At 42.4% G+C, this 24,961-nt stretch carries 16 protein-coding genes; 11 read left to right on the plus strand and 5 right to left on the minus strand.

From position 1 onward, the window contains the following. Positions 1-32 precede the first annotated feature (32 nt). Positions 33-1,418 (plus strand): argininosuccinate lyase, encoded by a 1,386-nt coding sequence (gene argH, locus RMY27_RS04040; protein WP_322660647.1) that lies wholly within the window; start codon positions 33-35, stop codon positions 1,416-1,418. Positions 1,419-1,574: 156 nt separating this feature from the next. Here the strand turns inward: argH and RMY27_RS04045 are convergent, their stop codons facing one another. Further along, positions 1,575-1,739 carry a hypothetical protein gene (locus tag RMY27_RS04045; protein WP_167407613.1) on the minus strand — a complete coding sequence of 55 codons (165 nt, stop codon included), beginning with the start codon at positions 1,737-1,739 and terminating at the stop codon, positions 1,575-1,577. A gap of 709 nt (positions 1,740-2,448) precedes the next feature. On the opposite strand from RMY27_RS04045, the gene RMY27_RS04050 reads away from it, so the two are divergent. Beyond that, positions 2,449-2,943 carry an NUDIX hydrolase gene (locus tag RMY27_RS04050; RefSeq protein ID WP_322660649.1) on the plus strand — a complete coding sequence of 165 codons (495 nt, stop codon included), beginning with the start codon at positions 2,449-2,451 and terminating at the stop codon, positions 2,941-2,943. A gap of 185 nt (positions 2,944-3,128) precedes the next feature. Next, positions 3,129-3,971, plus strand: coding sequence for an alpha/beta hydrolase (locus RMY27_RS04055; protein ID WP_322660650.1), 843 nt, complete (start codon positions 3,129-3,131; stop codon positions 3,969-3,971). A 124-nt stretch (positions 3,972-4,095) separates the two neighbouring features. On the opposite strand, the gene RMY27_RS04060 is transcribed toward RMY27_RS04055, so the two are convergent. Beyond that, positions 4,096-4,944, minus strand: coding sequence for a pantothenate kinase (locus tag RMY27_RS04060; RefSeq protein WP_322660652.1), 849 nt, complete (start codon positions 4,942-4,944; stop codon positions 4,096-4,098). Positions 4,945-5,053: 109 nt separating this feature from the next. Between RMY27_RS04060 and RMY27_RS04065 the strand changes: the two genes are divergently transcribed. The 4 genes from RMY27_RS04065 (at position 5,054) to RMY27_RS04080 (ending at position 9,968) form a co-directional block, all read left to right on the plus strand. Continuing rightward, the gene (locus tag RMY27_RS04065; protein WP_322660654.1) at positions 5,054-6,778 is read left to right on the plus strand and encodes a diflavin flavoprotein; all 1,725 of its coding nucleotides are present in this window, start codon (positions 5,054-5,056) and stop codon (positions 6,776-6,778) included. A gap of 164 nt (positions 6,779-6,942) precedes the next feature. Next, positions 6,943-8,655 carry a diflavin flavoprotein gene (locus RMY27_RS04070; protein WP_322660656.1) on the plus strand — a complete coding sequence of 571 codons (1,713 nt, stop codon included), beginning with the start codon at positions 6,943-6,945 and terminating at the stop codon, positions 8,653-8,655. Between the two features lie 672 nt (positions 8,656-9,327). Beyond that, the gene (locus RMY27_RS04075) at positions 9,328-9,555 is read left to right on the plus strand and encodes a hypothetical protein (RefSeq protein WP_322660658.1); all 228 of its coding nucleotides are present in this window, start codon (positions 9,328-9,330) and stop codon (positions 9,553-9,555) included. Continuing rightward, positions 9,555-9,968: a PIN domain-containing protein gene (locus RMY27_RS04080; RefSeq protein WP_322660659.1), complete on the plus strand. Its 414-nt coding sequence runs from the start codon at positions 9,555-9,557 to the stop codon at positions 9,966-9,968. Before RMY27_RS04075 ends, RMY27_RS04080 begins: the two co-directional genes overlap by 1 nt. Before the next feature lie 85 nt (positions 9,969-10,053). Here the strand turns inward: RMY27_RS04080 and ribBA are convergent, their stop codons facing one another. Next, entirely contained in the window at positions 10,054-11,727 is a 1,674-nt protein-coding gene (gene ribBA / locus RMY27_RS04085) for a bifunctional 3,4-dihydroxy-2-butanone-4-phosphate synthase/GTP cyclohydrolase II (protein WP_322660660.1), read from the minus strand. Positions 11,728-12,048: 321 nt separating this feature from the next. Between ribBA and argC the strand changes: the two genes are divergently transcribed. After that, positions 12,049-13,107 (plus strand): N-acetyl-gamma-glutamyl-phosphate reductase, encoded by a 1,059-nt coding sequence (gene argC / locus RMY27_RS04090; protein WP_322660662.1) that lies wholly within the window; start codon positions 12,049-12,051, stop codon positions 13,105-13,107. A gap of 72 nt (positions 13,108-13,179) precedes the next feature. Here the strand turns inward: argC and eno are convergent, their stop codons facing one another. Next, positions 13,180-14,469 carry a phosphopyruvate hydratase gene (gene eno, locus RMY27_RS04095; protein WP_322660664.1) on the minus strand — a complete coding sequence of 430 codons (1,290 nt, stop codon included), beginning with the start codon at positions 14,467-14,469 and terminating at the stop codon, positions 13,180-13,182. 797 nt (positions 14,470-15,266) lie between these two features. Between eno and gloA the strand changes: the two genes are divergently transcribed. Next, a complete protein-coding gene (gene gloA / locus RMY27_RS04100) occupies positions 15,267-15,701 on the plus strand; it encodes a lactoylglutathione lyase (protein ID WP_322660666.1) in 435 nt (144 codons plus the stop codon). A 51-nt stretch (positions 15,702-15,752) separates the two neighbouring features. Here gloA and RMY27_RS04105 read toward each other — a convergent pair whose 3' ends face one another. Further along, positions 15,753-15,908 (minus strand): hypothetical protein, encoded by a 156-nt coding sequence (locus tag RMY27_RS04105; protein ID WP_322660668.1) that lies wholly within the window; start codon positions 15,906-15,908, stop codon positions 15,753-15,755. Between the two features lie 423 nt (positions 15,909-16,331). Here RMY27_RS04105 and clpB point away from each other — a divergent pair, with 423 nt between their 5' ends. Both clpB and hpsA read left to right on the plus strand, forming a co-directional pair. Beyond that, positions 16,332-18,974 carry an ATP-dependent chaperone ClpB gene (gene clpB, locus RMY27_RS04110; protein WP_322660670.1) on the plus strand — a complete coding sequence of 881 codons (2,643 nt, stop codon included), beginning with the start codon at positions 16,332-16,334 and terminating at the stop codon, positions 18,972-18,974. A 1,007-nt stretch (positions 18,975-19,981) separates the two neighbouring features. Beyond that, a complete protein-coding gene (gene hpsA, locus RMY27_RS04115; RefSeq protein ID WP_322660671.1) occupies positions 19,982-24,901 on the plus strand; it encodes a hormogonium polysaccharide biosynthesis protein HpsA in 4,920 nt (1,639 codons plus the stop codon). Positions 24,902-24,961 lie beyond the last annotated feature (60 nt).

Below are 24,961 nucleotides of genomic sequence, written 5' to 3' on the forward strand. Positions count from 1 at the left end.
CTCTTAACTATCGCCCACTCTTTTCAGAATTTATGACCAAAAAAGAAACTTGGAGCCAGCGGTTTGAATTAGCGTTGCATCCAGCGATCGCTCGTTTTAATGCCAGTATAAGTTTTGATATTGAATTAATCGAATATGACCTTACTGGTTCTCAAGCTCATGCCAAAATGCTTGCTCACACGGGCATCATCTCCCCAGAAGAAGGAGAGCAACTGGTTGCCGGTTTAGAACAAATTCGCCAAGAGTACCGCCAGGGGAAATTTCAGCCCGGTGTCGATGCTGAAGATGTGCATTTTGCAGTTGAACGCCGACTGACAGAAATTGTTGGCGATGTAGGTAAAAAGGTGCATACAGCGCGATCGCGTAATGACCAAGTTGGCACCGATACCAGACTCTATCTGCGCGACCAAATCCAACAAATCAAAAGCGAATTGCGAGAATTTCAAGGTGTTTTACTAGATATAGCTGAAAAAAACGTTGAAACTCTGATTCCTGGCTATACCCACCTCCAACGCGCCCAACCCGTGAGTTTAGCTCATCACCTCTTGGCATACTTTCAAATGGCGCAACGTGACTGGGAACGACTAGGAGACGTTTCTCGCCGCGTGAATATTTCACCTTTGGGATGTGGTGCTTTAGCGGGAACTACTTTCCCCATTGACCGCCACTACACAGCCAAACTCTTGAATTTTGACGATATTTATGCTAACAGCCTCGATGGAGTGAGCGATCGCGATTTTGCGATCGAATTTTTGTGTGCTGCTAGCTTGATTATGGTTCACCTCAGCCGCCTTGCAGAAGAAGTCATTCTTTGGTCATCTGAAGAATTTCGCTTTGTTACTCTCAAAGATAGCTGTGCTACAGGTTCCAGTATCATGCCCCAAAAGAAAAACCCCGATGTACCAGAATTGGTGCGGGGGAAAACGGGACGTGTATTCGGTCATCTCCAGGCGATATTAGTGATTATGAAGGGGCTACCCCTGGCATATAACAAAGACTTACAAGAAGATAAAGAAGGTCTATTTGATAGCGTTAACACAGTCAAAGCGTCTCTAGAAGCGATGACGATTTTGCTCAGGGAAGGCTTAGAATTTCGTACCCAGCGGTTAGCATCAGCGGTGGCGGAAGATTTTTCTAATGCTACCGATGTAGCAGACTATCTGGCAGCACGGGGTGTTCCTTTTCGAGAAGCTTACAACCTTGTGGGTAAGGTGGTAAAAACTAGTATTGCCGCAGGTAAACTCCTAAAAGATTTAAAATTGGAAGAGTGGCAACAACTACATCCAGCATTTGCAGCAGATATTTATGAGGCGATTTCTCCCCGTCAAGTTGTTGCTGCGCGTAACAGTTACGGAGGCACTGGCTTTGCACAGGTAAACAAAGCACTCACAGCCGCCCGTGCTCAAATTGCTCAATAGAGGGACTGGGGAGATGAGGAAGATAAGGAGATAAACAAAACTCCTAACTCAGCACTCAGCACTCCTAACGCCCAATCCCCAATAAATAAGGGCGTACAAATAAATGTGCGCCCTAAAAGGCAAATAATCCAAACAATAAGGATTTAGGCAAGCAGCTTATTCAGTGTCAGCTGCTGCTGCGCCTTCTTCTTCCTCACTCTTTGGTGGTCTTTGTTGGAACCTTCTCTGCATTCTTCCTGTCGTAGTCCGTTTACGAAACTTTCTGGCATACGCCTGGTTACGTAGCGCCTTTTCTTTTTTCGGGTTACGGCGCTTGGCCATGTTCACCTCTATTAATAAACAACAAAAAAGTAGTAACTAGGCATCACTTAGGCAATATTAGCTACCAATGTTATTGATATACTTTTAGCCTAGTGCAGCAATAAATACGCTTTAAACAGTGTACTAGTCTATCGCATTATACCTTAATTTGTCAAGAGAAATTATAAATTATCCCTGCCAGCAAGACGAAAAATATCTTTTCTTAGATTACAATCTATCAAATAGATTGTAAATTACCTCATTAGTTGTTGTTGAAAGAAACCAATATTATCAACAAATCATTCAGGGGGCATAGGTAGGTTGAAACATAGAGTCTAATATTTGATTTAGTGGTCTTTAATTAATTGTAGGTTTGCAACCCTACTTAATTGGTTCTTATAAATTCAGAATACATAATTTTTGATTTTGACTTATTATGAATATTATTTATTTTAATGTGTTCTAAAAATCTATTATTAACAGCTAGTTTCAGCAGCACTAATGCTAGCTATAAACTGAAATTTTACCTGGTTGAAAAAATATTATGTATATATAAACACAGTGCCTGTATTGAAACTTGATGTTAGAATTGATAATATTCTACGTAAATCGTGAGAATAAAATCTCAAACCACAAACATTTTTGTATAAAACAAAACTCAACAAAATTTTTATTAGTTGAGTTATGTAAGTGGTAGGGACCTATAGAATACAACACAAAACTTTGAAGATTGAACGTTATTGCTTTTTTTCCGGCAGCTGTAGAGTCCACACGTAGCTTATGGCGTATTGGACAAACAGTATTGGGTATAATATTTCGTCATCCCATTACTGGCACTAGTATCATCCCAATTTTACCGGATGGTCGGATTGTACTGATCCGGCGGCGTGACAATGGTCTTTGGTCATTGCCTGGAGGGATTGTGGATTGGGGAGAAGATATTCCCAATACAGTACGTCGGGAATTGATCGAGGAAACTGGGCTAGAATTGGTGAAAATTAATCGTTTGGTAGGAGTTTACTCTGCACCAGACCGCGATCCCAGAATCCATTCAATTTGTATTGTGGTTGAAGCCGAGGTGCATGGGACAATGGAGATTCAAGACACTTTAGAAGTCATGGAAATCCAAGCTTTCTCTCCCTGTTTACTACCTTCAGAAAAGATGTCTCACGACCATACTCGGCAGTTGCAAGACTACTTGAATGGCTTGACAACATTGGCATAATAATATTTTGTCATTTGTCATTGGTCATTTGCCACTAAAGTGATGATTTAAAGAATCTTCTTTACGAGAGGCTCCCCCAAGGAGACGCTAAACGAATCGCACCACACCTTTGGGTTTGTAATTTGACTAATGACTAATGACTAATGACTATTTATTATGATGCTAAAAGTTAACTACTAAATAAAATGGATACACTATTCCGTAACTCTCGGAGAAAGCTCTCTCAAGGGTTACTATTCTGGCGTGAAGTCGGTGAAAAAACTCCTATAATTTTTTTACATGGTGCTTGGAATGAGAGCAGTCAATGGTTATCTGTGATGGAATCCCTTGCACAAGATTTTCATTGTTTTGCACCTGATTTGTTAGGATTTGGTGAATCAGAAAATCCTAATATCCACCATTCGATAGATTTACAAGTTGAGTGTTTAGCTGAATTTTTGCAAGCTGTGAAGCTAGAAAAAGTATATTTAGTGGGGCATTCTCTTGGGGGTTGGATTGCTGCTAGCTATGCTTTAAAGTATCCAGAGAAAGTTGATGGTGTGGTATTGCTAGCACCAGAGGGCGTAGAGATAGCAGGACAAGAAGAGTATTGCCAGAAGATGCGGCGATTATTGAATTATCCACCATTAGTAGTTAAATTGTTGCGATCGCTCAGTCCTTTGACTAAAATCCTGGGTTGGCATGAAAAAATTACACAAGACTTGCAGTTGCGTCAATCGCTATTGCCGTATCCCATAGGTTGCCAGTTACTTTTCAAACGGCGACAAGTAGAAATTGAGGCGGAATTACTGCAAAAGCAGCTTTACATGATAGATGTCCCAGTTGTTATTTTACAAGGTGGACAAGATACCCCAGATGCTTTAGCCAGAAGTCGTGTTTATGCTCAACTAATGCCAAAAGTCGAGTTGAAAATGATTGCCCATGCCGGAAATGACTTGCCAGAATCTTGTGCTGAGGTTGTAGGGAGCGAGATTCGGGAGTTTATTCAAGGTATTTTAAAAAGTCATAATTTCAACGAATTAAACTAGCTCATTCAGGGTTTGTTGCCAATCTACTACACTTTTGGGCATAGTTTATTTAGGGATAAACTTCTCTTTTAATTGTATGCTATCTGGGCTTTGGATTGTCTCTTTGCCGTGAAAACTTCGGTTCCTACTCCTTATTTTCCATTACTATTTTCTGCATTCCCAAAAAAATCAAATTTGGTTCCACAATTAAACGTGTTGCGATTTCAGGATATAAAGCTTGCAGATAATTTAGTAATAAAGTGCGATCGCCTCCTTTAATCGCAATCTTCCCATCAGGAAATAAATCCCACCACGCCTCAATAAAATCTTTGATGCCAGCTAATAATGTATAAATTACTCCGCTTTGAATTGCTTCTTTAGTATTGAGAGCAAAACGTGGTGGTAGAGACGGAAAACTTTGCATTTCTACTAATGGTAATTGTCCTGTTTGTTGATCGAGAGTTGCAAATTGCAAACCTAATCCCGGCAAAATTGCACCTCCAAATAAAGACTCATTAGCATCCGCAGCTGTAAAAGTCAGCGCTGTTCCAGCATCAATTACCAACATCGGAAAACCCCAAGTTTTTCCCGCACCCCACAAAGCTAAAGCGCGGTCAATTCCTAGTGTGGAATACATCCCCTTGAGTGATATTTGCTCTAAAGTAATAACACGAGTATTTGGGTAAGTTTGCCAAATAGCAGTTTGGCTGGGAACTACCGAGGTGAGGAGGACAGGACAGGGTGGCAGAGAGACAAAAGCGCAAAGGGGTGGAGTATTTGTGAGAAAATTACCTTGTTGATCGGGTGGAGAAATTGCCAGCAATAAATCATCTAGGGTTTGACATTCAGCTAGATGTTGTATGACAGACTCAGGAAAATAGTCGGTATCCCAAGCTGAGTAAAGTGTCTCGCCAATAAACAATGCCCAATGCAGCCGAGAATTCCCAATTTCCAAAGCTAACCAAATTTCCTCTTTGTGCCTCTGTGGTTTCACACTTTTAACTTTTTTAAGTCAACTATAGGTTTTTTAATAAAAATTAACATTCAAGCCGTGTCACAATAAAAGAAGAGGAAGAAATACTCATTGTGTCAAGGAGGGAGTTATGGTAGCACTCACCGAAAAAACTGAAAAACGGCTCACCATACAGACTGTAGAGATTGCTCAAGAGACAACGGCTATTCGCTCTTTGGATTGGGATCGCGATCGCTTCGATATTGAGTTTGGTCTGCAAAACGGTACTACTTATAACTCGTTTCTCATTCGCGGGGAGCAGACTGCCTTAGTTGATACCTCCCATGAAAAGTTTCGTCAACTATATTTTGATACGCTCACCGGACTAATCAACCCAACAGAGATTGATTATTTAATTATCAGCCACACTGAACCAGACCACAGCGGTTTAGTGAAAGATTTGTTGCAAATGGCTCCAGAAATAACCGTTGTCGGTTCTAAAGTGGCAATTCAGTTTCTTGAGGATTTAGTACATCAGCCATTCAAACGGCGGATTGTGAAAAATGGCGATCGCTTAGATTTGGGCAATGGGCATGAATTTGAATTCGTGATTGCTCCAAATTTACATTGGCCCGATACAATTTTCAGCTTCGACCATAAAACCAAAACTCTCTACACCTGCGATGCTTTTGGGTTGCACTACTGCTCAGATAGCACCTTTGATGAAGACTTAGCAGCGATCGAAGAAGACTTTCATTACTACTACGATTGCTTGATGGGGCCAAATGCCCGCTCGGTTTTGTCTGCCCTGAAGCGGATGGCGGAACTGAAAACGATCGACATGATTGCCACAGGACACGGGCCATTATTATCTCACAATGTAGAAGAACTAGTTGGACGTTACCGCACTTGGAGCCAAACGCAAGCCAAGCCAGAAACGGTAGTTGGAATATTTTACGTTTCCGAATACGGATATAGCGATCGCCTCGCGCAAGCAATTGCCAATGGTATCGGTAAAACCGGTGTCGCCGTGGAAATTGTCGATTTGGGATCTGAAGTCGATTTACAAGAGCTGCGAGAACTAGTTAGCCGTTGTGCTGGGCTAATCGTTGGTTTACCTCCGGCTTCTGGCGCTGCGAGCATTCAAGCTGCACTCAGCACAGTTTTAGGATCAGCTAAAGAAAAACAAGCTATCGGCGTGTTTGAAACTGGCGGTGGCGATGATGAGCCAATAGATCCTTTGCTGAGTAAATTCCGTAATTTGGGTTTGACAACAGTTTTTCCAGCAATTCGGATTAAACAAACGCCTACAGAAAATACTTACAAGCTGTGTGAAGAAGCGGGTACTGACTTAGCTCAATGGGTAACACGCGATCGCAGTATCAAAGCCATGAAATCTCTTGGTGCTGATTTAGATAAAGCATTAGGTAGAATTAGCGGCGGACTGTATATTATTACTGCTAAAAAAGGTGATGTATCCAGTGCCATGTTAGCCTCTTGGGTTGCTCAAGCCAGCTTCAAACCATTGGGATTTTCCATTGCAGTCGCCAAAGATCGAGCAATTGAATCACTCATGCAAGTAGGCGATCGCTTTGTTCTCAACGTTTTAGAAGAAGGCAATTTCCAACCATTAATGAAACACTTTTTGAAACGGTTCGCCCCTGGCGCAGATCGTTTTGAAGGTGTGAGAACTCAGCCAGCCGAAAATGGTGCGCCCATCCTCAACGACGCTCTCGCCTACATGGAGTGCGAAGTCATCAGTAGAATGGATTGCGGCGACCATTGGGCAGTATATAGCACAGTTTACGCCGGACGGGTTTCTAAACCAGAAAGTTTGACTGCTGTGCATCACCGTAAAGTTGGCAACCACTATTAAAAAGTTAGGAGTTAGGAGTTAGGAGTTAGAAGTTAAAAATTAGGAGTTGTAGGGACGAGTTGGACAAAAAATATCGTCTGTACAACGGAAGTTAAAAAATTTAGATTAACGACTTTCTTCAACTCATAACTCGTAACTCATAACTCATAACTCTTGTTTTAGCCATGTCAAAAAATAAACCCCGTGACGTTCAAGTTTTCCCGATTGCTACAAATACAAGAATCCTGCGATCGCGCAGTTGGTCAAGGCTGAGATTTGAAATTGAATATGCTCTTGCTAAGGGTACAACTGCTAATTCTTATTTAATCGAAAGCGAGAAAACTGCCATAATCGATCCTCCAGGGGAAACATTTACGCAAATTTATTTAGAAGCTTTACAGCAACGTTTCCATCTTGAAGATTTAGATTATGTAATTTTGGGACACGTAAATCCTAACCGCGCTGCAACTTTAAAAGCTTTATTAGAAATTGCCCCGCAAATCACCTTTGTGTGTTCTAATCCAGGGGCGAGAAATTTACGTGCGGCGCTGGAAAATCCAGATTTGCAAATTCTTGTCATGCGTGGCGAAGAAACTCTAGATTTGGGTAACGGGCATAATTTACAATTTATTCCCACCCCCAATCCTCGTTATGCAGATCAACTTTGCACCTACGATCCACAAACAGAAATTCTGTACACAGATAAGTTATTTGGGGCGCACGTTTGTGGAGATCAGGTATTTGATGAAGGTTGGGAAGTATATAACGAGGATCGGCGTTATTATTTTGATTGCCTCATGGCTCCCCACGCTCGTCAAGTTGAAACAGCACTGGATAAACTTGCTGATTTTCCTGTGCGAATGTATGCCAATGGACACGGTCCTTTAGTACGCTATGGCTTAATCGACCTGACCAAAGCTTATCGAGAATGGAGTCAACAGCAAACTTCTGCTGACTTGACAGTAGCGTTGATTTATGCATCAGCTTATGGAAATACAGCCACATTAGCCCAAGCGATCGCTCGTGGCATTACAAAAGCTGGCGTTGCCGTAGAATCGATTAACTGCGAATTTACTGAACCAGAAGAAATCCGGGCGGCTGTGGAAAAAGCCGGTGGTTTCATCATTGGTTCTCCTACTCTTGGTGGTCATGCACCGACACCTGTACAAACAGCTTTAGGAATTGTCCTATCCACCGCCACTAACAATAAACTCGCTGGCGCTTTTGGTTCCTTTGGCTGGAGTGGGGAAGCGGTTGATTTAATTGAAGGTAAATTAAAAGATGCTGGCTATCGGTTTGGTTTTGATACCATCCGCGTAAAATTCAAACCCGACGATGCCACCTTACAATTGTGTGAAGAAGCTGGAACCGACTTTGCCCAAGCACTGAGGAAAGCGAGAAAAGTGCGATCGCAGAGTCTTCCTGCAACAACAGTAGAACAAGCAGTTGGTCGGATTGTCGGTTCTCTTTGCGTTCTCACAGCCAAAGAAGGCGATCGTTCCAGTGCCATGTTAGCTTCTTGGGTATCTCAAGCCAGCTTTAGTCCACCCGGTTTAACCATCGCCGTCGCTAAAGACCGCGCAGTAGAAACACTGACGCATACAGGAAACAAATTTGTCCTCAATATCCTCAAAGAGGGGAATCATTTGGGGTTGATGAAGCACTTCCTCAAACCTTTTGGCCCAGGACAAGACCGATTTGCTGATGTCGCCGCCGAAGAAGCTGAAAGCGGTTCTCCCATACTTACGGATGCCCTAGCATATCTCGAATGTTCCGTACAAAACCGGATGGAATCTGGCGACCACTGGCTGGTTTATGCGACTGTGGAGAATGGCAAATTGTTAGATAAAGATGGCGTTACAGCTGTGCATCATCGCAAGTCGGCAACTCATTATTAATTATCGCCAATTTCCGACCCTAGCCTATTTTTGTTAGTACAATTGTTTTCCTTCTGGCTTGCGGGAAGAGGTTAAGGGTGGGGTGCTTTGATTTTGGGTAATTTGGGAAAAGACTGAAAAGTTTAAAGTCACTTTAAACTTTTTAAAATGGTGCTATACTTATTTTCATAAGTTGAAAGTCAACTTACAAGACTAAGTGACTTTCAACATAGAAGACAACCTAAAAAAAACTTAGATTTACTTTGTCCGAAGTAGTGCTAAGTTAAACAGGGCGACCAATAAAAGTCTCTTCCTGTAATTTTTTTAGATTGTTAAGTTTAGAATGGTTTCGGAAATTGCAATTACCTCGCTTTAAGTATATTTATTACTGAAAGCAAAGATTTAGCAGTAGACTCTGTGTGTTCTGCTGTTTTAATTACATTGAAAGACATGTAAGCCAAGACAAGTAAAGAAACAAAAGACATAATAAGGTGTTTGTTCACAATTGACTCCTATTCTAATTGAAATTCCCATATCTCATAGAAAAATTTTATGGGAATAATTAGAGTTGTACAGTAAAAAGCACTTTTTTTGATATAGAACTACTGAAAAGATAGCTCCAAGCTCCGGCTTGAGGCTAATTTGTTTTAAGGCTGTAAATTATACAGTACTAGTGGTTTGATTTTTATTACCATGACGTTACGTGAACTTGAAGATCAAGCACTGAGATTATCTGCCGAGGATCGTTGGCAGTTAATCAATACATTAATGCGATCACTCCAACCAAAACTTCAGCCAACGTCAAAGCCAAAGGGTTTAGCTGCAAGTTTAATCGGTATTGCCAAGACTGACGCCCTGCCACCTACAGATGAAGAAGTAAAAGCCATACTAGATGAGCGGTTGGTGCAAAAGTATCTGTAATGCGAGTTCTATTTGATACGAACGTTCTGCTGGATGCTTTGCTAGCGCGTGAACCTTTTGTAGCGGATGCTGCTTTTTTGCTAGAGACAGTTGAATTGGGTCAAGTTGAAGGATTTATGTCGGCGACAACGGTTACGGATATACATTATTTGGTTGGACGCCAGACCAAAAGTGCTGAAATTGCGATTGCCGCAGTGACTCAATTGTTAGCACTGATGGAAATTTGTGCAGTGGATCGCGATGTCCTAGAACAGGCGATCGCATTGAGGTTGACTGATTTTGAAGATGCGGTGCAGGTAGCATCTGCGATGAAGTTAGGGTTGGAGGCGATCGTTACTCGTGATGTAGATGGATTCACAGGTTCGCCGATAGCAGTACTATCACCGAAAGAGATGAGAAATCAGTTGATGTAGCAGAATGCCTGAAAAGTTCGGGGGAAGGTAAGACTTACGCACAATAAATCTCCAACCCCTTCAAAAGTTTTCTTTTAGTGCGTGGCTATTTGCTAAAGCTGTAAATTTGCTGTGTCTCCAAGCGATCGCTAATTGATGAAGGCAGTGTAGCATCGGCGAATGTCTGCCGATCTAGTTGGACTTGTAAATTACTCAAAGGATCGCAACCAGAGGAAATTAGAAATTCTAATTTCTGGATGTATGGCAAAGTTGCTAGGTTGTCCAGAATTTGGAAGATTGCCTGTATATAAGGATGACCATCCTGGCGATACCAATCACAGCTAGCAACTTTTGCCTGATCGAAACCCAAGTGTACTGTTAGAGATGGCTCGTCAAATATAGCGATCGCTAAGGGACGCGCTTCTTCCTGCAACAATAGATCGTTAGTTTTCGCTAAGTGTCGCAGTTTTTCTAAGCGTTCATAACGTTCCGTTACAACTTCCGGGTCATCTTGCCAGTGGATTGCTACTGTCACCAGATAAGTCTGTAACAGCATGTGACCCAGCTTTTTCGCCTTTGTCGCTAGATAATAGGAATTGTAATCAGTTGCCTCAATCAACAATGGCACGCGATCAACTACTTCCAATCCATAACCCTTGACTCCAGCAATTTTGCGAGGATTATTGGTAATCAAGCGAATCTTTTTGATGCCCAAGTCCATGAGCATTTGTGCCCCCATACCGTAGTCTCGCAAGTCAGCAGGAAATCCCAAACGCTCATTAGCTTCCACTGTATCCAGTCCCATATCCTGCAACGAGTAGGCTTTCAGCTTATTAATCAAGCCGATTCCCCGCCCTTCTTGACGCAGGTATACAACTACACCTTGGCCAGCAGCCTCAATCATTTTCAGTGCAGCTTCAAGCTGCATTCGACAATCGCAGCGCAAAGACCCCAAAGCGTCACCAGTTAAGCATTCTGAGTGCATCCGTACCATCACTGGCTCATCTTTGAAGTTAGCTGGATCACCCTTGACAATTGCCACGTGTTCTGTGTTATCCAGGGTATGGCGATAGGCGTAAATTTCAAACTGCCCGAATTGACTAGGCAGTTTAGTAATCACCTCACGATACACTAAGCGATCGTGCTGTAAGCGATAACTTATTAAATCAGCAATACTAATAATTTTTAAATTGTGACGTTTAGCGTATTCAACTAACTGCTGCAACCGCGCCATTGAACCATCAGAGTTTTGAATTTCACAAATTACTCCCGCCGGGTATAGCCCTGCTAGCCTAGCTAAGTCCACAGCAGCTTCCGTATGTCCTGCGCGTTTGAGTACGCCTCCAGCCTTAGCCCGAATCGGAAAAATATGACCAGGACGGCGTAAATCGCTGGGTTTTGTGGCCGGGTTGAGAGTAACCTGGATAGTGCGGGCGCGGTCTTCTGCTGAGATGCCTGTGGTGACACCTAATTCTGGCCCGGCATCAATACTGACAGTGAAAGCAGTTTGGTTAGTATCTGTAATGTTGCTTACCATCAAGGGTAAGTCTAGCTCGTCTAGGCGATCGCCTGTCATTGCCAAACAAATTAGTCCTCTTGCTTCCACTGCCATGAAATTAATCATGTCGGGTGTGGCAAATTGGGCAGCACAAATTAAGTCGCCTTCATTTTCTCTATTTTCATCATCTACCACTACAATGACGCGACCAGCTTTTAGGTCTGCTAAAGCGGCATCAATCGAATCAAATTTAAAAGCTTGGGTAGGATTAGGCTGTGACACAGAAAGATTTCCAGCTATAAACGTAAATTTTTTTAACAATTTCTTCTTTTAGATTGTAGCTCCTTTATAAGGCAGAGAAGTAGACTAGCAATGATTTGATAACGGGGCAAAAATTTTTGCTATTAAAAGTGGCGATAAAGTGCAGCGACATGAAATTAAGGATGAAGGGGATGAGGAAGAATAATAATCGTTTCTTTGCTCCCTTACCTCCTCAGAATAAAGTAGAGGGGTTTAAGACGTTTTGTGCGCTGTACGTCTGGTCGCTGATATTGTTGATAGCTGAGAACGAATTAACCATTCATGGGATAAGGATTTCAGATCATGGGCAAATTTAGACGCGTACCCGTTGGGATTGTTGGCGCGTCGGGCTATGGTGGAGTGCAATTAGTACGACTACTGATGGATCACCCAGAAGTCGAAATGGTTTATTTAGGAGGTGAGACTAGTATCGGGAAATCCTTTGGGGATCTCTATCCACATTTAGCTCATGCAACTAACCTGCTAATAGAAGCGGTAGAACCAGAAATAATTGCTCACCGCTGTGAAGTCGTTTTCCTGTCTTTACCAAATGGTCTGGCTTGTCAAATCGTACCCAAACTGTTGGAAAAAGGATGTAAAGTACTAGATTTGAGTGCAGACTATCGATTCAGTGATTTGACAACTTATACAAATTGGTATGGTACAGAGAGAAGCGATCGCACAATCGCAGCAACAGCAGTTTATGGATTACCAGAACTTTATCGCGATCGCATTGCCGAAGCTCAACTTATTGGCTGTCCTGGTTCCTATCCCACTGCCAGTCTCCTTGCACTTTCGCCACTTTTAAAGCAAGGCTTAATCAGACCAGAAACAGCTATTATCGATGCCAAGTCTGGCACATCTAGTAGTGGACGGCAGGCTCAAACCAATTTATTACTAGCTGAAGCAGACAACTCCATAGCCGCTTTCAATATTGGTCGTCACCGTCATACCCCAGAAATTGAGCAAATTTGCAGTGACTTAGCCGGTCACGAACTCATGATCCAATTTACACCGCACCTTGTCCCAATGGTACGCGGTATTTTGGCAACGGTATATGCCACAATGAGCGATCCCGGTCTAGTACGAGATGACTTAATCACAATTTTCTCAGCCTTCTACCGCAACTCTCCTTGGGTAAGAGTCTGCGGTAGCGGCGTTTACCCGCAAACCAAGTGGGCTAATGGTAGCAATCTTTGTTACATCGGTGTAGAAGTTGACCCACGCACAGGTCGCGTAATTGTCATGTCAGCAATTGACAATCTAATTAAAGGACAGGCGGGCCAAGCTATTCAGTGTCTAAACCTGATGATGGGCTGGGATGAAACTTTGGGGTTGCCCAAGTTGGGGTTTTATCCTTAGCCAGTGCTGAGTACCGAGTGCTGAGTGCTGAGTAATTTTCTCACTCAGTACTCAGCACTCATTGCTTAAAACTTACTTCGGCCCTAATCCTACAGCACCAGCATAAACGGCGCGATCGCCTAGTTGATCTTCAATTCGTAGCAAGCGATTATATTTTGCTACACGTTCGCTGCGACACAGAGAACCTGTTTTGATTTGACCGGCACGGGTTGCTACAGCTAAATCAGCGATCGTTGTGTCTTCTGTTTCACCAGAACGATGGCTAATTACTGAACGAATACTGTTGCGAGTTGCCAAATCAATTGTTTCCAAGGTTTCGCTGAGTGAACCAATTTGATTGAGTTTAATCAAAATGGCATTAGCGGCTTTTTCTTGAATGCCTCTTTGCAAGCGAGTGGCGTTAGTCACAAATAAGTCATCCCCTACCAACTGCACCCGCGAACCTAACTTCTGAGTCAGCAATTGCCAACTTTGCCAATCTTCTTCGTGCAAGCCATCCTCAATTGACACAATCGGATATTGATCAACTAGTTGTCCTAAATAATCAATAAATTCAGCCGGGGCGTGAGGTTTACCATCGTAAACATACTGACCATTCTTGTAAAACTCACTAGCCGCCACATCCAACGCCAAAGCTACTTGTTCCCCTGGTTTGTAACCAGCTTTCTGAATGGCAGCAACCAGCAATTCCAAAGCCACCTGATTAGATTCTAGGTTAGGGGCAAAGCCGCCTTCATCGCCGACACCAGTAAGTAAACCCTTCTCATCTAACACTTGACTGAGGGTAGCAAATACCTCTGCACCCCAGCGCAATGCTTCCCGGAAGGAAGTTGCCCCAATTGGGACAATCATAAACTCTTGAAAATCCACATTATTTGAAGCGTGTGCGCCACCGTTAATCACGTTCATCAACGGCACTGGTAGCAAATTCGCTAAAGGGCCGCCCAAATAGCGATATAGAGGAATTTCGAGAGATTCAGCACCGGCTTTAGCAGCTGCTAAGGAAACGCCCAAAATCGCATTCGCCCCCAAATTGGATTTGTTAGGAGAAGCATCTATCGCAATCATTGTGCGGTCTAGGAGTTCTTGGTTGAGGGCATCTAAGCCTAGTAATTTTGGTGCAAGTGCTTCTTTGACGTTTTGTACTGCCTTGAGTACGCCTTTGCCTCCATAACGGCTTTTATCGCCATCACGCAATTCGTGAGCCTCAAAAGTGCCTGTGGAAGCACCACTAGGAACCTGCGCTAGTCCGACAACACCGTTGGCTAAATGTACTTCGGCTTCAATTGTCGGTCTACCGCGTGAATCAAGAATTTCACGGGCTGCGATCGCCTCAATGGCAGTATCTAGAAATTTACTCATCTGTACTTTATCCTTTATTCGAGTGTGTTACGCATACAGTCCAGTTGTCTAACCCAATCGCTAGCATAGGCGTTTAAGAGACTTTGTTGGCTGAGATTAAAGAAGATTTCCAGAGTTGGAGTCAACTAACAGGAGAATTGAGCAGATTCTGGAACCTTCGGAGACTGGATTGACTTATGTAACAGCGAATTAAATCATACTGGTGCAAGATATAATACTTCAACAAAAAACTCATATAACTGTACAAAAACCCACCCCCAGCCCTTTCCCCACAAGCGACGAGGAGACTATAATGTACCTCATGTAATTAAGAAACACTATCAGAAGGTGAAGAATAATTTTAATGTAACTTTTCGCAGCAAATTCAAGCTACTAATTTTCACTATATTTTTTGTTTTAAGTTTCGTTGGTTCAGTTCTCAGTCCCACTCAAACATAATATTTAACTTTTATCATCGATTTATTGATCAATTTTATTTATAAAAACATTTTTGAACTTGTGATTTTTTCTTTGGTAAGTAATATAGTGAATTCAAACATTGGCATTTAAGCAATAAATATTCTTACAAGAAACATACCACAGAGGCTGTAACTAGAAGTATGGCTAAATCTTTATATAATTCAACCTAATTGGATAATTACTTTTAAAGTTGTAGACGTTGAGTAATGGGAAATAAGTTACCAATGATAGTAGTTACTAACAATTGAGCAATTATAAGCACAGTTAATGGTAGTTATCTGTGGAAATTGCTCATGAGATATAAAATATAAGAATTATGTAACTAAGCAAAGGTCAATATGCGATTACTACACACAATGTTGCGAGTGGGCAACCTTGAAGAGTCATTAAAATTCTATTGTGAAGTTCTGGGTATGAAATTACTGCGGCGAAAAGATTATCCAGGGGGAGAATTTACCCTGGCTTTTGTAGGCTACGGTGATGAAAGCAACGAGGCGGTGATCGAACTAACTTATAACTGGGGCGTAGAAAAATACGAATTGGGTAATGCTTACGGTCACATTGCCCTTGGCGTTGAAGATATTTACTCTACGTGTGAGGAAATTCGCAATCAAGGCGGTAAAGTTGTACGCGAACCAGGAGCAATGAAACATGGTTCGACAGTAATTGCTTTTGTGGAAGATCCAGATGGGTATAAAATTGAACTGATTCAACTGGGAACTCAAGGGTCAGAAGTCAAACAGGAATCACAAGAACAACTTGTGAGTCAGTAATTCTTATAAGGATTTCCAAAAAATAAATTATCCGGTAGGGTTGAATGTAACTTAACTTAAGCTAGATTTAGATCCCCAACTTTTTGAACCAGTCGGGGATCTAGGTAGTAGCTTTTGCTTAATAGCGATCGCAAAAACCACGCCCATATCTTGAAAAGTTGAGCCATATACGGAGAGATTGATTCTTCCCGCAGATAGGTGTCTCATACCGATAAACCCAAATGTGTGAGACTTTTCGCTTTTTTCCTCCCCTTTTTAGGCGGGTTAGTAAATCTTCTTTGTGTAAATTATATTACTCCCATGCTCTCTTTCATGAGCAACATTAATAACCTAGTTGTAGTCCGCACTTCGACAAAGCTCAGTGACCATCGTAGACATCGCTTTAATAACACCATCTGCCAAAGTCCACTCATAACAGTGTTTTCGTTTTAAATTAGGAAATAGGCAATCGATTAAACTATCACCAATTGCCAATCTAAAATTGCCACCGGAGATACACGCAAATAAGACGCTGAGAATGTTTGGATCGTTGGGGATTAGGGACTAGAGGCTTAATTTTCTTCCCAATCCCCAATCCCAATCCCCACTCCCAATCCCTAAACTAAAAATCCAAATTCCAAAATTATAAAGATGCAACCTACAGATCCGAATAAATTTACTGATAAAGCCTGGGAAGCAATTGTTAAATCTCAGGATATAGTCCGTGCTTATCAACAACAGCAACTAGATGTTGAACATTTAATTATTGCCCTGTTAGAAGAACCCACTAGTCTAGCAATACGTATCCTGGCTCGATCTGAGGTCGATCCGATCCGCTTGCAGCAGCAGCTAGAAGCTTTTACCCAACGCCAGCCCAAAATAGGTAAAAGCGATCAGCTTTACCTTAGCCGTAATTTAGATATTTTACTAGACCGGGCCGAGGAAGCTAGAGCCAGGATGAAAGATTCCTACATTTCCGTGGAACACATACTTTTGGCTTTTGCTGAAGACGATCGCATTGGACGAAAAATACTCAAAGGCTTTAGCGCGGATGCACCTAAACTCGAAGCTACGATCAAAACTATTCGTGGTAGCCAAAAGGTTACAGATCAAACCCCAGAATCCCGCTATGACGCCTTACAAAAATTTGGCAGAGATTTGACAGAACAAGCAAAAGCTGGAAAACTTGACCCGGTAATTGGGCGGGATGAGGAAATTAGGCGGGTAATTCAAGTATTGTCTCGTCGTAGCAAAAATAACCCTGTACTCATTGGCGAACCTGGGGTAGGTAAAACAGCGATCGCAGAAGCATTAGCACAGCGGATGGTAAACGGTGATGTTCCTGAATCTCTGAAAAACCGCCAACTCATCTCTTTAGACATCGGTAGTTTAATTGCTGGGGCAAAATTGCGAGGAGAATTTGAAGAACGCCTGAAAGCTGTCCTCAAAGAAGTTACGGAATCTAACGGTCAAATTGTCTTGTTTATTGACGAACTACATACCGTAGTCGGTACAGGTTCTAGCCAACAAGGGGCAATGGATGCGGGAAATCTGCTCAAACCAATGCTAGCGCGGGGAGAACTGCGTTGTATTGGCGCGACTACCCTCGACGAGTTCCGCAAACACATCGAGAAAGATGCCGCCCTAGAACGCCGCTTTCAGCAAGTATTTGTCGATCAGCCAAGTGTGGAAAATACTATTTCCATTCTGCGGGGGTTGAAAGAACGCTATGAAGTGCATCACAACGTCAAAATTTCTGATTCGGCTTTGGTAGCAGCAGCAACCTTGTCAGCGCGTTACATTAGCGATCGCTTTTTACCAGATAAAGCTATTGACTTAGTAGATGAAGCAGCAGCACAGTTGAAAATGGAGATTACCTCCAAACCAGCTGAATTGGAAACCATCGATCGCCGCCTCATGCAGTTAGAAATGGAAAAGCTGTCATTAGCTGGCGAAGAAAAGGGTACTCCCCAAACAAAAGAACGTTTAGAGCGCATTGAACAAGAAATCGCCAATTTAACGGAAAAACAGCAAATATTTAATGAGCAATGGCAAGGTGAAAAGCAGATATTGGAGGCTATAAGCGCCTTAAAGAAAGAAGAAGATGCCTTGCGAGTGCAAATTGAACAGGCGGAACGTGCTTATGACCTAAATAAAGCTGCCCAACTGAAGTATGGCAAATTGGAGGGAGTGCAGCACGAGCGCGAAGCCAAAGAAGCGAGCCTTTTAGAAATTCAAAACCAAGGTTCCACGTTGCTAAGAGAACAAGTTACTGAATCCGATATTGCCGAAATCGTCGCTAAATGGACAGGAATCCCCGTCAATCGCCTGTTGGAATCGGAACGACAAAAATTGCTGCAATTAGAAAGTCATTTGCATCAACGAGTCATTGGGCAAGAAGAGGCTGTAGAAGCAGTAGCAGCCGCAATTCGCCGTGCCCGTGCCGGGATGAAAGATCCCTCTCGTCCCATTGGTTCATTTCTGTTCATGGGCCCCACAGGTGTAGGCAAAACTGAACTCGCCCGTGCTTTGGCTCAGTTTCTGTTTGATTCTGATGATGCATTGGTGCGCTTGGATATGTCTGAGTACATGGAAAAACACTCAGTTTCTCGCCTTGTGGGAGCGCCTCCAGGATATGTAGGCTATGAAGAAGGCGGTCAACTTTCCGAGGCAATTCGCCGCCGTCCTTACTCGGTGGTGCTGTTGGATGAAGTCGAAAAAGCGCACCCCGATGTGTTCAATATTTTGTTACAGGTGCTAGATGATGGGAGAATTACTGATTCTCAGGGAAGGACAGTAGATTTTCGTAACAGCGTTATTGTGATGACCAGTAACATTGGTAGCGAACATATCTTGGATATATCTGGTGATGATTCCAAGTATGAGACGATGCGGAAGCGGGTAATGGAAGGTTTGCGATCGCATTTTCGCCCCGAATTTCTCAACCGCGTCGATGATATTATTCTCTTCCATACACTAAATCGCACAGAAATGCGGCAGATCATCCGCATTCAACTCAAACGGGTAGAAAATCTCCTCCGCGAGCAAAAAATCTTCTTTGAAATATCCCAATCTGCCTGCGATCACCTTGTCGAATCAGGCTATGACCCAGTTTACGGTGCCCGTCCACTCAAACGGGCAATTCAGCGAGAAGTAGAAAACCCCCTCGCCACCAAATTATTGGAAAATACTTTTATCTCTGGAGACACGATTATCATTGACAAAAATGAAAACGGTCTGTCTTTTAGCAAAAAAGTGGTTGTGAAGGTGTCAGTACCACAGATTGCTACATAGCACCTAATGTCTCCCCTTCACTCAACGGGAGACGCTAGCGCCTGCCGTATGATACCCAAAGGGCTGTAAGGAAAGACCGCACTGGCTTTACAAACAAAGTCTAAGAAGAATTGAGGGTTTGAACCCACGGAGGTGGATAAACCCCGTGTCGTTGCGGTTTATAACCGTCTTTTTTAATGTTAATTTGACTGTGGTTGTATCTATGATGCATCGTAGCTTCTGCTACAGGGTACGAAAAATTATTACCCTGTGGCAAAGACTTGCTTGCCTTTAAAGGTAAGCTAAAAAACATCTAATTTGCATAATCGAATTAAATATAACTCTTGTGGGGTAGGCATCTTGCCCGCCCAGCTTATGCAATTTAAATGTAGAACAGCTTAGTAGTGGGATTTACGCCAAGTCGTACTTAGTAGTCTGCCAACCCAAAATTGTTAGGTGAGGGCTGGGAAAAGTGGAAAGGTTAAAGGAGTAAACATCTTTTCCCTTTCCCCCTTGCCCTTTACCCCGCCAAGTTTCCTTGGCGAACTACTAGTGAGTAATTAGTAATTAATCAAAGCAATGTGAACAACAAGATTCCCGACTTCTTAATTAAAGAAGTCGGGAATCTAAGCTGCACATCTGATTATTTTGCACCTAACTGATATCTTTCCTTTAACAGATGGGTATTATAAGTCTACTCTGCTAATAACATCTTCATAAATTTGTCTTCAAATAAAACACATTTACGCAATTATACTGTGAGGTAATGCTCTTATTATTTATCAGACTCGAACTAAATAATTCTGAAAAAATCAGTGTTCCCCGGATAAAATGAACAATTCATAAATGATATAACTTTAATAAATTATCTTTTTTGAGAACTACTTTATTTGGAAGTTATTCAAGCCAAATAAAGTAGTTAGACAAATATCGTCTCATCTAATGCCTGTAACAATACTTGATAGGCATGACTGAAAACTTTGAATAAATAGAAAAATCGCTATCATCCACTTGACCAGGAAGCAGATATGTCTCGAAAACGTCAGCTATTCAAGGTAATTAAAAAAACCTTCAGACAAATTAGCAAGCAGTTTTTATCTACAATTAACAAGCAGATTATTTGGCTTTTGCGAACTATCTCTGGTACTCAAAGAAGACACAGTTCGGTTAATTCTGGCTTTGTATTGCCAACAGTGGCAATGGTAGTTTTGGTAGTTGTACTGTTAACAACTGCAATTTTATTTCGGTCTTTTGAGCGTTCTAAAAATGCTAGTAATGTCCGCGTGAATGAAGCGACAATGCAAGCCGCTACCCCTGCTTTAGACAGGGCTAAAGCCAAAATAAGTGCACTGTTTGCCGACCCGACTTTACCACGTTCTGTACCATCAAATCTAACCCTATACAGTACCTTAGTTAATAAACTTTCTGTCTATACATTTGGTGATGAAACTCCTGTAACCCTGGCTTATAACCTTAATAAAAGTACTTCAACTCCGAAGATTGAAGCAGCTAGTAGTATGGCTTTAGAAAATCAAGAAAGCATACAAACAGCCTGGAAATTTCCTGCCGATACAGATAATAACGGTAAATTTGATAGCTTTATTCTCTATGGTATCTACTTCCGTACTCCTCCCCAAACTGGTACAACCCAAACCAGAAGTAGAAGCCCACTAGATGCTAGAACCCCTCCTATGCTACCAGCTAAGGCAGGTGGAGCTTGTGACGTAGCTGGTGATACTAGTGCCAGCTTAGTAGGTAGTTCGGGTTGGTATAAGCTACCAAATGGCGAATTGAAAAAAAGCTTTTTTGTTTATGCAGTCACAGTTCCCATTAGTGATACTACCCAAGCTACTTCTCTTGATACAACAAATAAATATGAGAAGTATCGAGGTAATAAGGGCTTCTCGGCATTAGAAATGCAACAAGATCGTAGTCAAGTTTCTATTACTAATAATGCCGTTGTCTATGAAGATGACTTAGATATTACACCAGGGCCTAGATTCCGTCTAAATGGACGTATTTTTACTAACAGTAACTTATTTACTGGTGAAACTAGTGAAGATATAACCTTCTATCAGGTCAGTAGTAGATATTCATGTTATTACGAACGAGAAAATGGCAAGATAGTGGTTGGCGGTAATATTGCAACTAGTAACCCAATCAGTACAACTAATCTAGGTGGAACACGCATAGATTTATTTCGAGAAAATAACGCACCTGATACAAGTAAATCTTTAGCAGATACTAATAAAACCACCTCAAATAACTCGAATGACATTGCCTATAACACTCAGGCTTATGCTCAACGCATAGACTTATTAGTGAAGGCACAACTTAACAATGCTACTACTACTGATCCTCAAGAAATCAGAACTAATATAACCAATCGGCTTCTAAACGATCCAAGTTTAGATGCGACTAAAGTACGTAAGGAAGAATTAGAAAACTGGTTCCGTAAGCGTACTAGGCGTGTACCATTTAGAGAAGTTCCTTATGGTACTTCTGCTATTGAAAAATCTGCTGGTGTCGATTACACCACAGCAGATGCAGCAACTTTTATGAAAGGTTCTGTTAATACGCTACGTCCAATGGACGCCTGGATTTATCCAACAGATACTAATACAACACTGACACTAAATACAGCGCAACTACCTACTGGAGATCCAGACGTTGTAGATAATACTCCCGTAATAGAAACACAGTTAGGCGATCGCATCGTATTAGGCAACAACCTGCCTGAACTTATATGGGATAGCACAAAAGGAGACTTTGTAGGAGAGAATGATCCTCAAGCCATCTCCCCTGCGGTGAAGTGGACAGGTAGCACTACCAAAGATCGTACTCGTAGCACTCGCGTCAGACAGTTATCAGATTTAGGGGTAACAGGACGTGATGGTTTTTGGGAGATTTCAGCCGCTTCACCCCGAACTAATATTCTTGATGTGGTAGGTGGATTGAGGGTGATTACAGGTGCTGGAGTATATAGACCGACAGGTTCTGGAATAACATCTACTCGTCCAACACCACCTGATGATCCAAGCACGCCGACTCCAAGCACGCCGATATTGCCATCGGAAGTCAACGAAAGTTTTGGTACAGTAGTTTGGCCTGACACTATGCCTATGCTAGTACCCGATCCAACCGATCCTCTTGATGCGAGTAAACAAAAACGTGGTGATTTGGTAATGCGTGCCACGGCAGTGTATCACTACAATTTTGATCCCTACAATCCTCAGGCGGCTACACCAGACGATTATCAGACACCTATGGCCTGTGTAAGTAGCTACTACGATCCCACAAACAAGGATACAGCAAGAAATACAGGTACACTGGCGGATGTGAGCGGTGAAGTAGTTGGTACTAAACCTGCTGGAGCCAGATCAAATAATGGGATTGTTTACGAAGCTCCCGCTACTACATCTGCTGGCATAACTAGAGGACAGACAGTAGATAGCAATGGTTTTTTTGCACTTGCGGCTAGCGCTGATGAGGTGACTAACACTAGTGTAACTTTGCTAGATCGCTTGAAATATCAAGCCAAGTTGGTATTTCCCAATGGCCGCCTTGTCAATCCATTACTGCGGCAAGCACTGGCCAAAGCAACAACCAGTAAACTCACTCTCTCTGAGCAATCAGCAATTGACTCTACCATCTGTGCAATCCAAATTGCTGACGGCACTTTGACTAGGAGTACTACCTACGTTCCTGATGGCGCAATCAAAGAAACTGCATTTCTTGATGCACGACAAATTAAGGCTATAGATAAAGGTGCTGCATTAACTGGAAAATACAATCTAGAAGTTGAACAGCGTCAGCCACTAGAAATCCGTGCCACTACCATAGATTTAAGTCTGCTTCGCACAAAAGCAATCGGCCTTGTATCGGATAAGGAATATCTATTGCCCAATAGCGGCATTATCTATGCCTCTCGTGATGATGCTCAAAAAGATCGCAGTGACTCAACAAGTGATAATGTCAGCGCTAGTGACTACAAGCTCGATCCTGAACGCCGACCCAATGCCATCATGTTGATTAATGGTAGTGATTTGAGTCGCCAGGTTGGCAATGATCCGGATCACTATAATGATTACAGACCGGAAGAAAAAGGCTTGATTTTAGCAACCGAGCTACCAGCGTATGTTAAAGGCAATTTTAATCTGCACACTCAACAAGAATTTCTAGGTGGCGATCTTTTAGATCCTAGTGCTGCTAACTACGATACTAAATTTTATGCTCGTACTGTGGCAAATCGCGATCCTAACTTTGCTTGTCGGCCTAATGACTCTAGACTACCTAATTGCGCAACAGGCGAAACTTGGCGACCAGCATCAGTACTTGCCGATGCTGTCACCTTGCTGTCTGGTAACTTCCGCGAAGGTTTCCGCAATGAGGGTGATTACGACTTGCGAAATAACCACCAAGTGAGCGATGCTGACGCCGTATTGAATCGATTGAAGGCAGGTTTTTGGAATAACAACTTTGTTACTTCATCTAATTTCTTCACTTCATCTAATGATGATACGTACTACAAAGGGACTCCCACTGGTGCTGACTCAGTAAACTTTAATAGTTCTTACTTGAACAATTTCGTCACACCCATTCAACGACGAGGAAGTTTCCCAGAGTATGTAATGGAAATGTGCTTCAAAATACCAGTTTCGCAATGTACGGAAACTGATTGGTATATTGGTTATGACGGCGATAGATCAATACAATCTCATAATCTTCCAGCAAATGCAGAGCGTGACAAACTCTTAGCTGGTACTACTGCCCAATCGGCACAGGCTGATTTTAGAAGATTTGCCCGCCGGGTTGCGTTCAAAAGAAATAGTTCTGGTAGGCTGCTTACTAGCACTAATGTTCTCATAACTAGTGCAAATATTGGTACCACTACTCCCGTTGCACTAGGCATAACAACAGTAGGGGGAGCTAAAGTAGTAGCTCAATTTAATGATGGCAGCCTACCCGAACCAGCAAATAATGCCCTCTGGTTTGCAACCACCAAAGATATTAATACTACTAAGCCACCAGGATTCAGCGGCAGCGATATAATTTACCAAAATAACATTCGTCTATTTTACAGGTATCCCCAAGTACCAGCTGCTTCGCTTTCTTCGCTTAGGGATTTTCCTGGAAGCACGACAACATACACAAGAGATGGATCTTTTCAACCACTATTAGAGCCTGTATTGCAATTACAGGTAACAACCACAGATGCTGACAATACTGTAAAGACTTACACCGACATAGCATCATCATCTAGTTTTGTTAAAAATACTAGATGGTTGTCTCAGGCAAGTGAAACAACTTTTAATCTAGTAATTGCTTCTGGTGACACTCCTGCTCGTGTGGGTTCAAGTACTTACGAAATCAATGGGGGTTTGCATAACTTTGTGCGCTTCTTAGAAAACTGGAATGGAATTAATGCCAATATCAACGGTTCATTCATCCAATTTAAACGCAGTATTTATGCTAGCGCACCATTCCAAGTTCTCGTCAGACCAGGGCCAACAACTGTTGCTGCAACCTCTTCTACCCCTAGTGCTCTTTCTTCCACTGCCAATATTGACAGTATATTTTTCAGAACTCTCTTTTCTACAAGACCTGGTTACACATCAGATAGTACTTTCACTACTAATGGTGCTGGGGAAGCGCCTTATTATACGCCTCCTAACCGTAACTGGGGTTTTGATGTGGCGTTACTGGCACAAAATCCTGATTTGTTTGCCCAGCGCTTTGTAACTCCAGCAACAGATCCTCCGAATGAATACTTCAGAGAAGTAGGCCGGGATGACCTTTGGGTGAAAACTCTGTTGTGTGGTGTACAAACTCAAACATCGGATGGATTTGATATGGATACTGCGGACACTACTTACTTTGGCAGTGGTTTCAAATTTGCACTACCAGCAACTGAACGTCCTACTAGCTGCGAACTCGAACCATCCTAAAATGTTTGAATGAGAGTTTTTACATCACTTTTCGGATGAATAGATCGCGTTAACAGAGCT

The organism is Nostoc sp. DedQUE09 (genome assembly GCF_034530915.1).
Taxonomy (GTDB): Bacteria; Cyanobacteriota; Cyanobacteriia; order Cyanobacteriales; family Nostocaceae; genus Nostoc.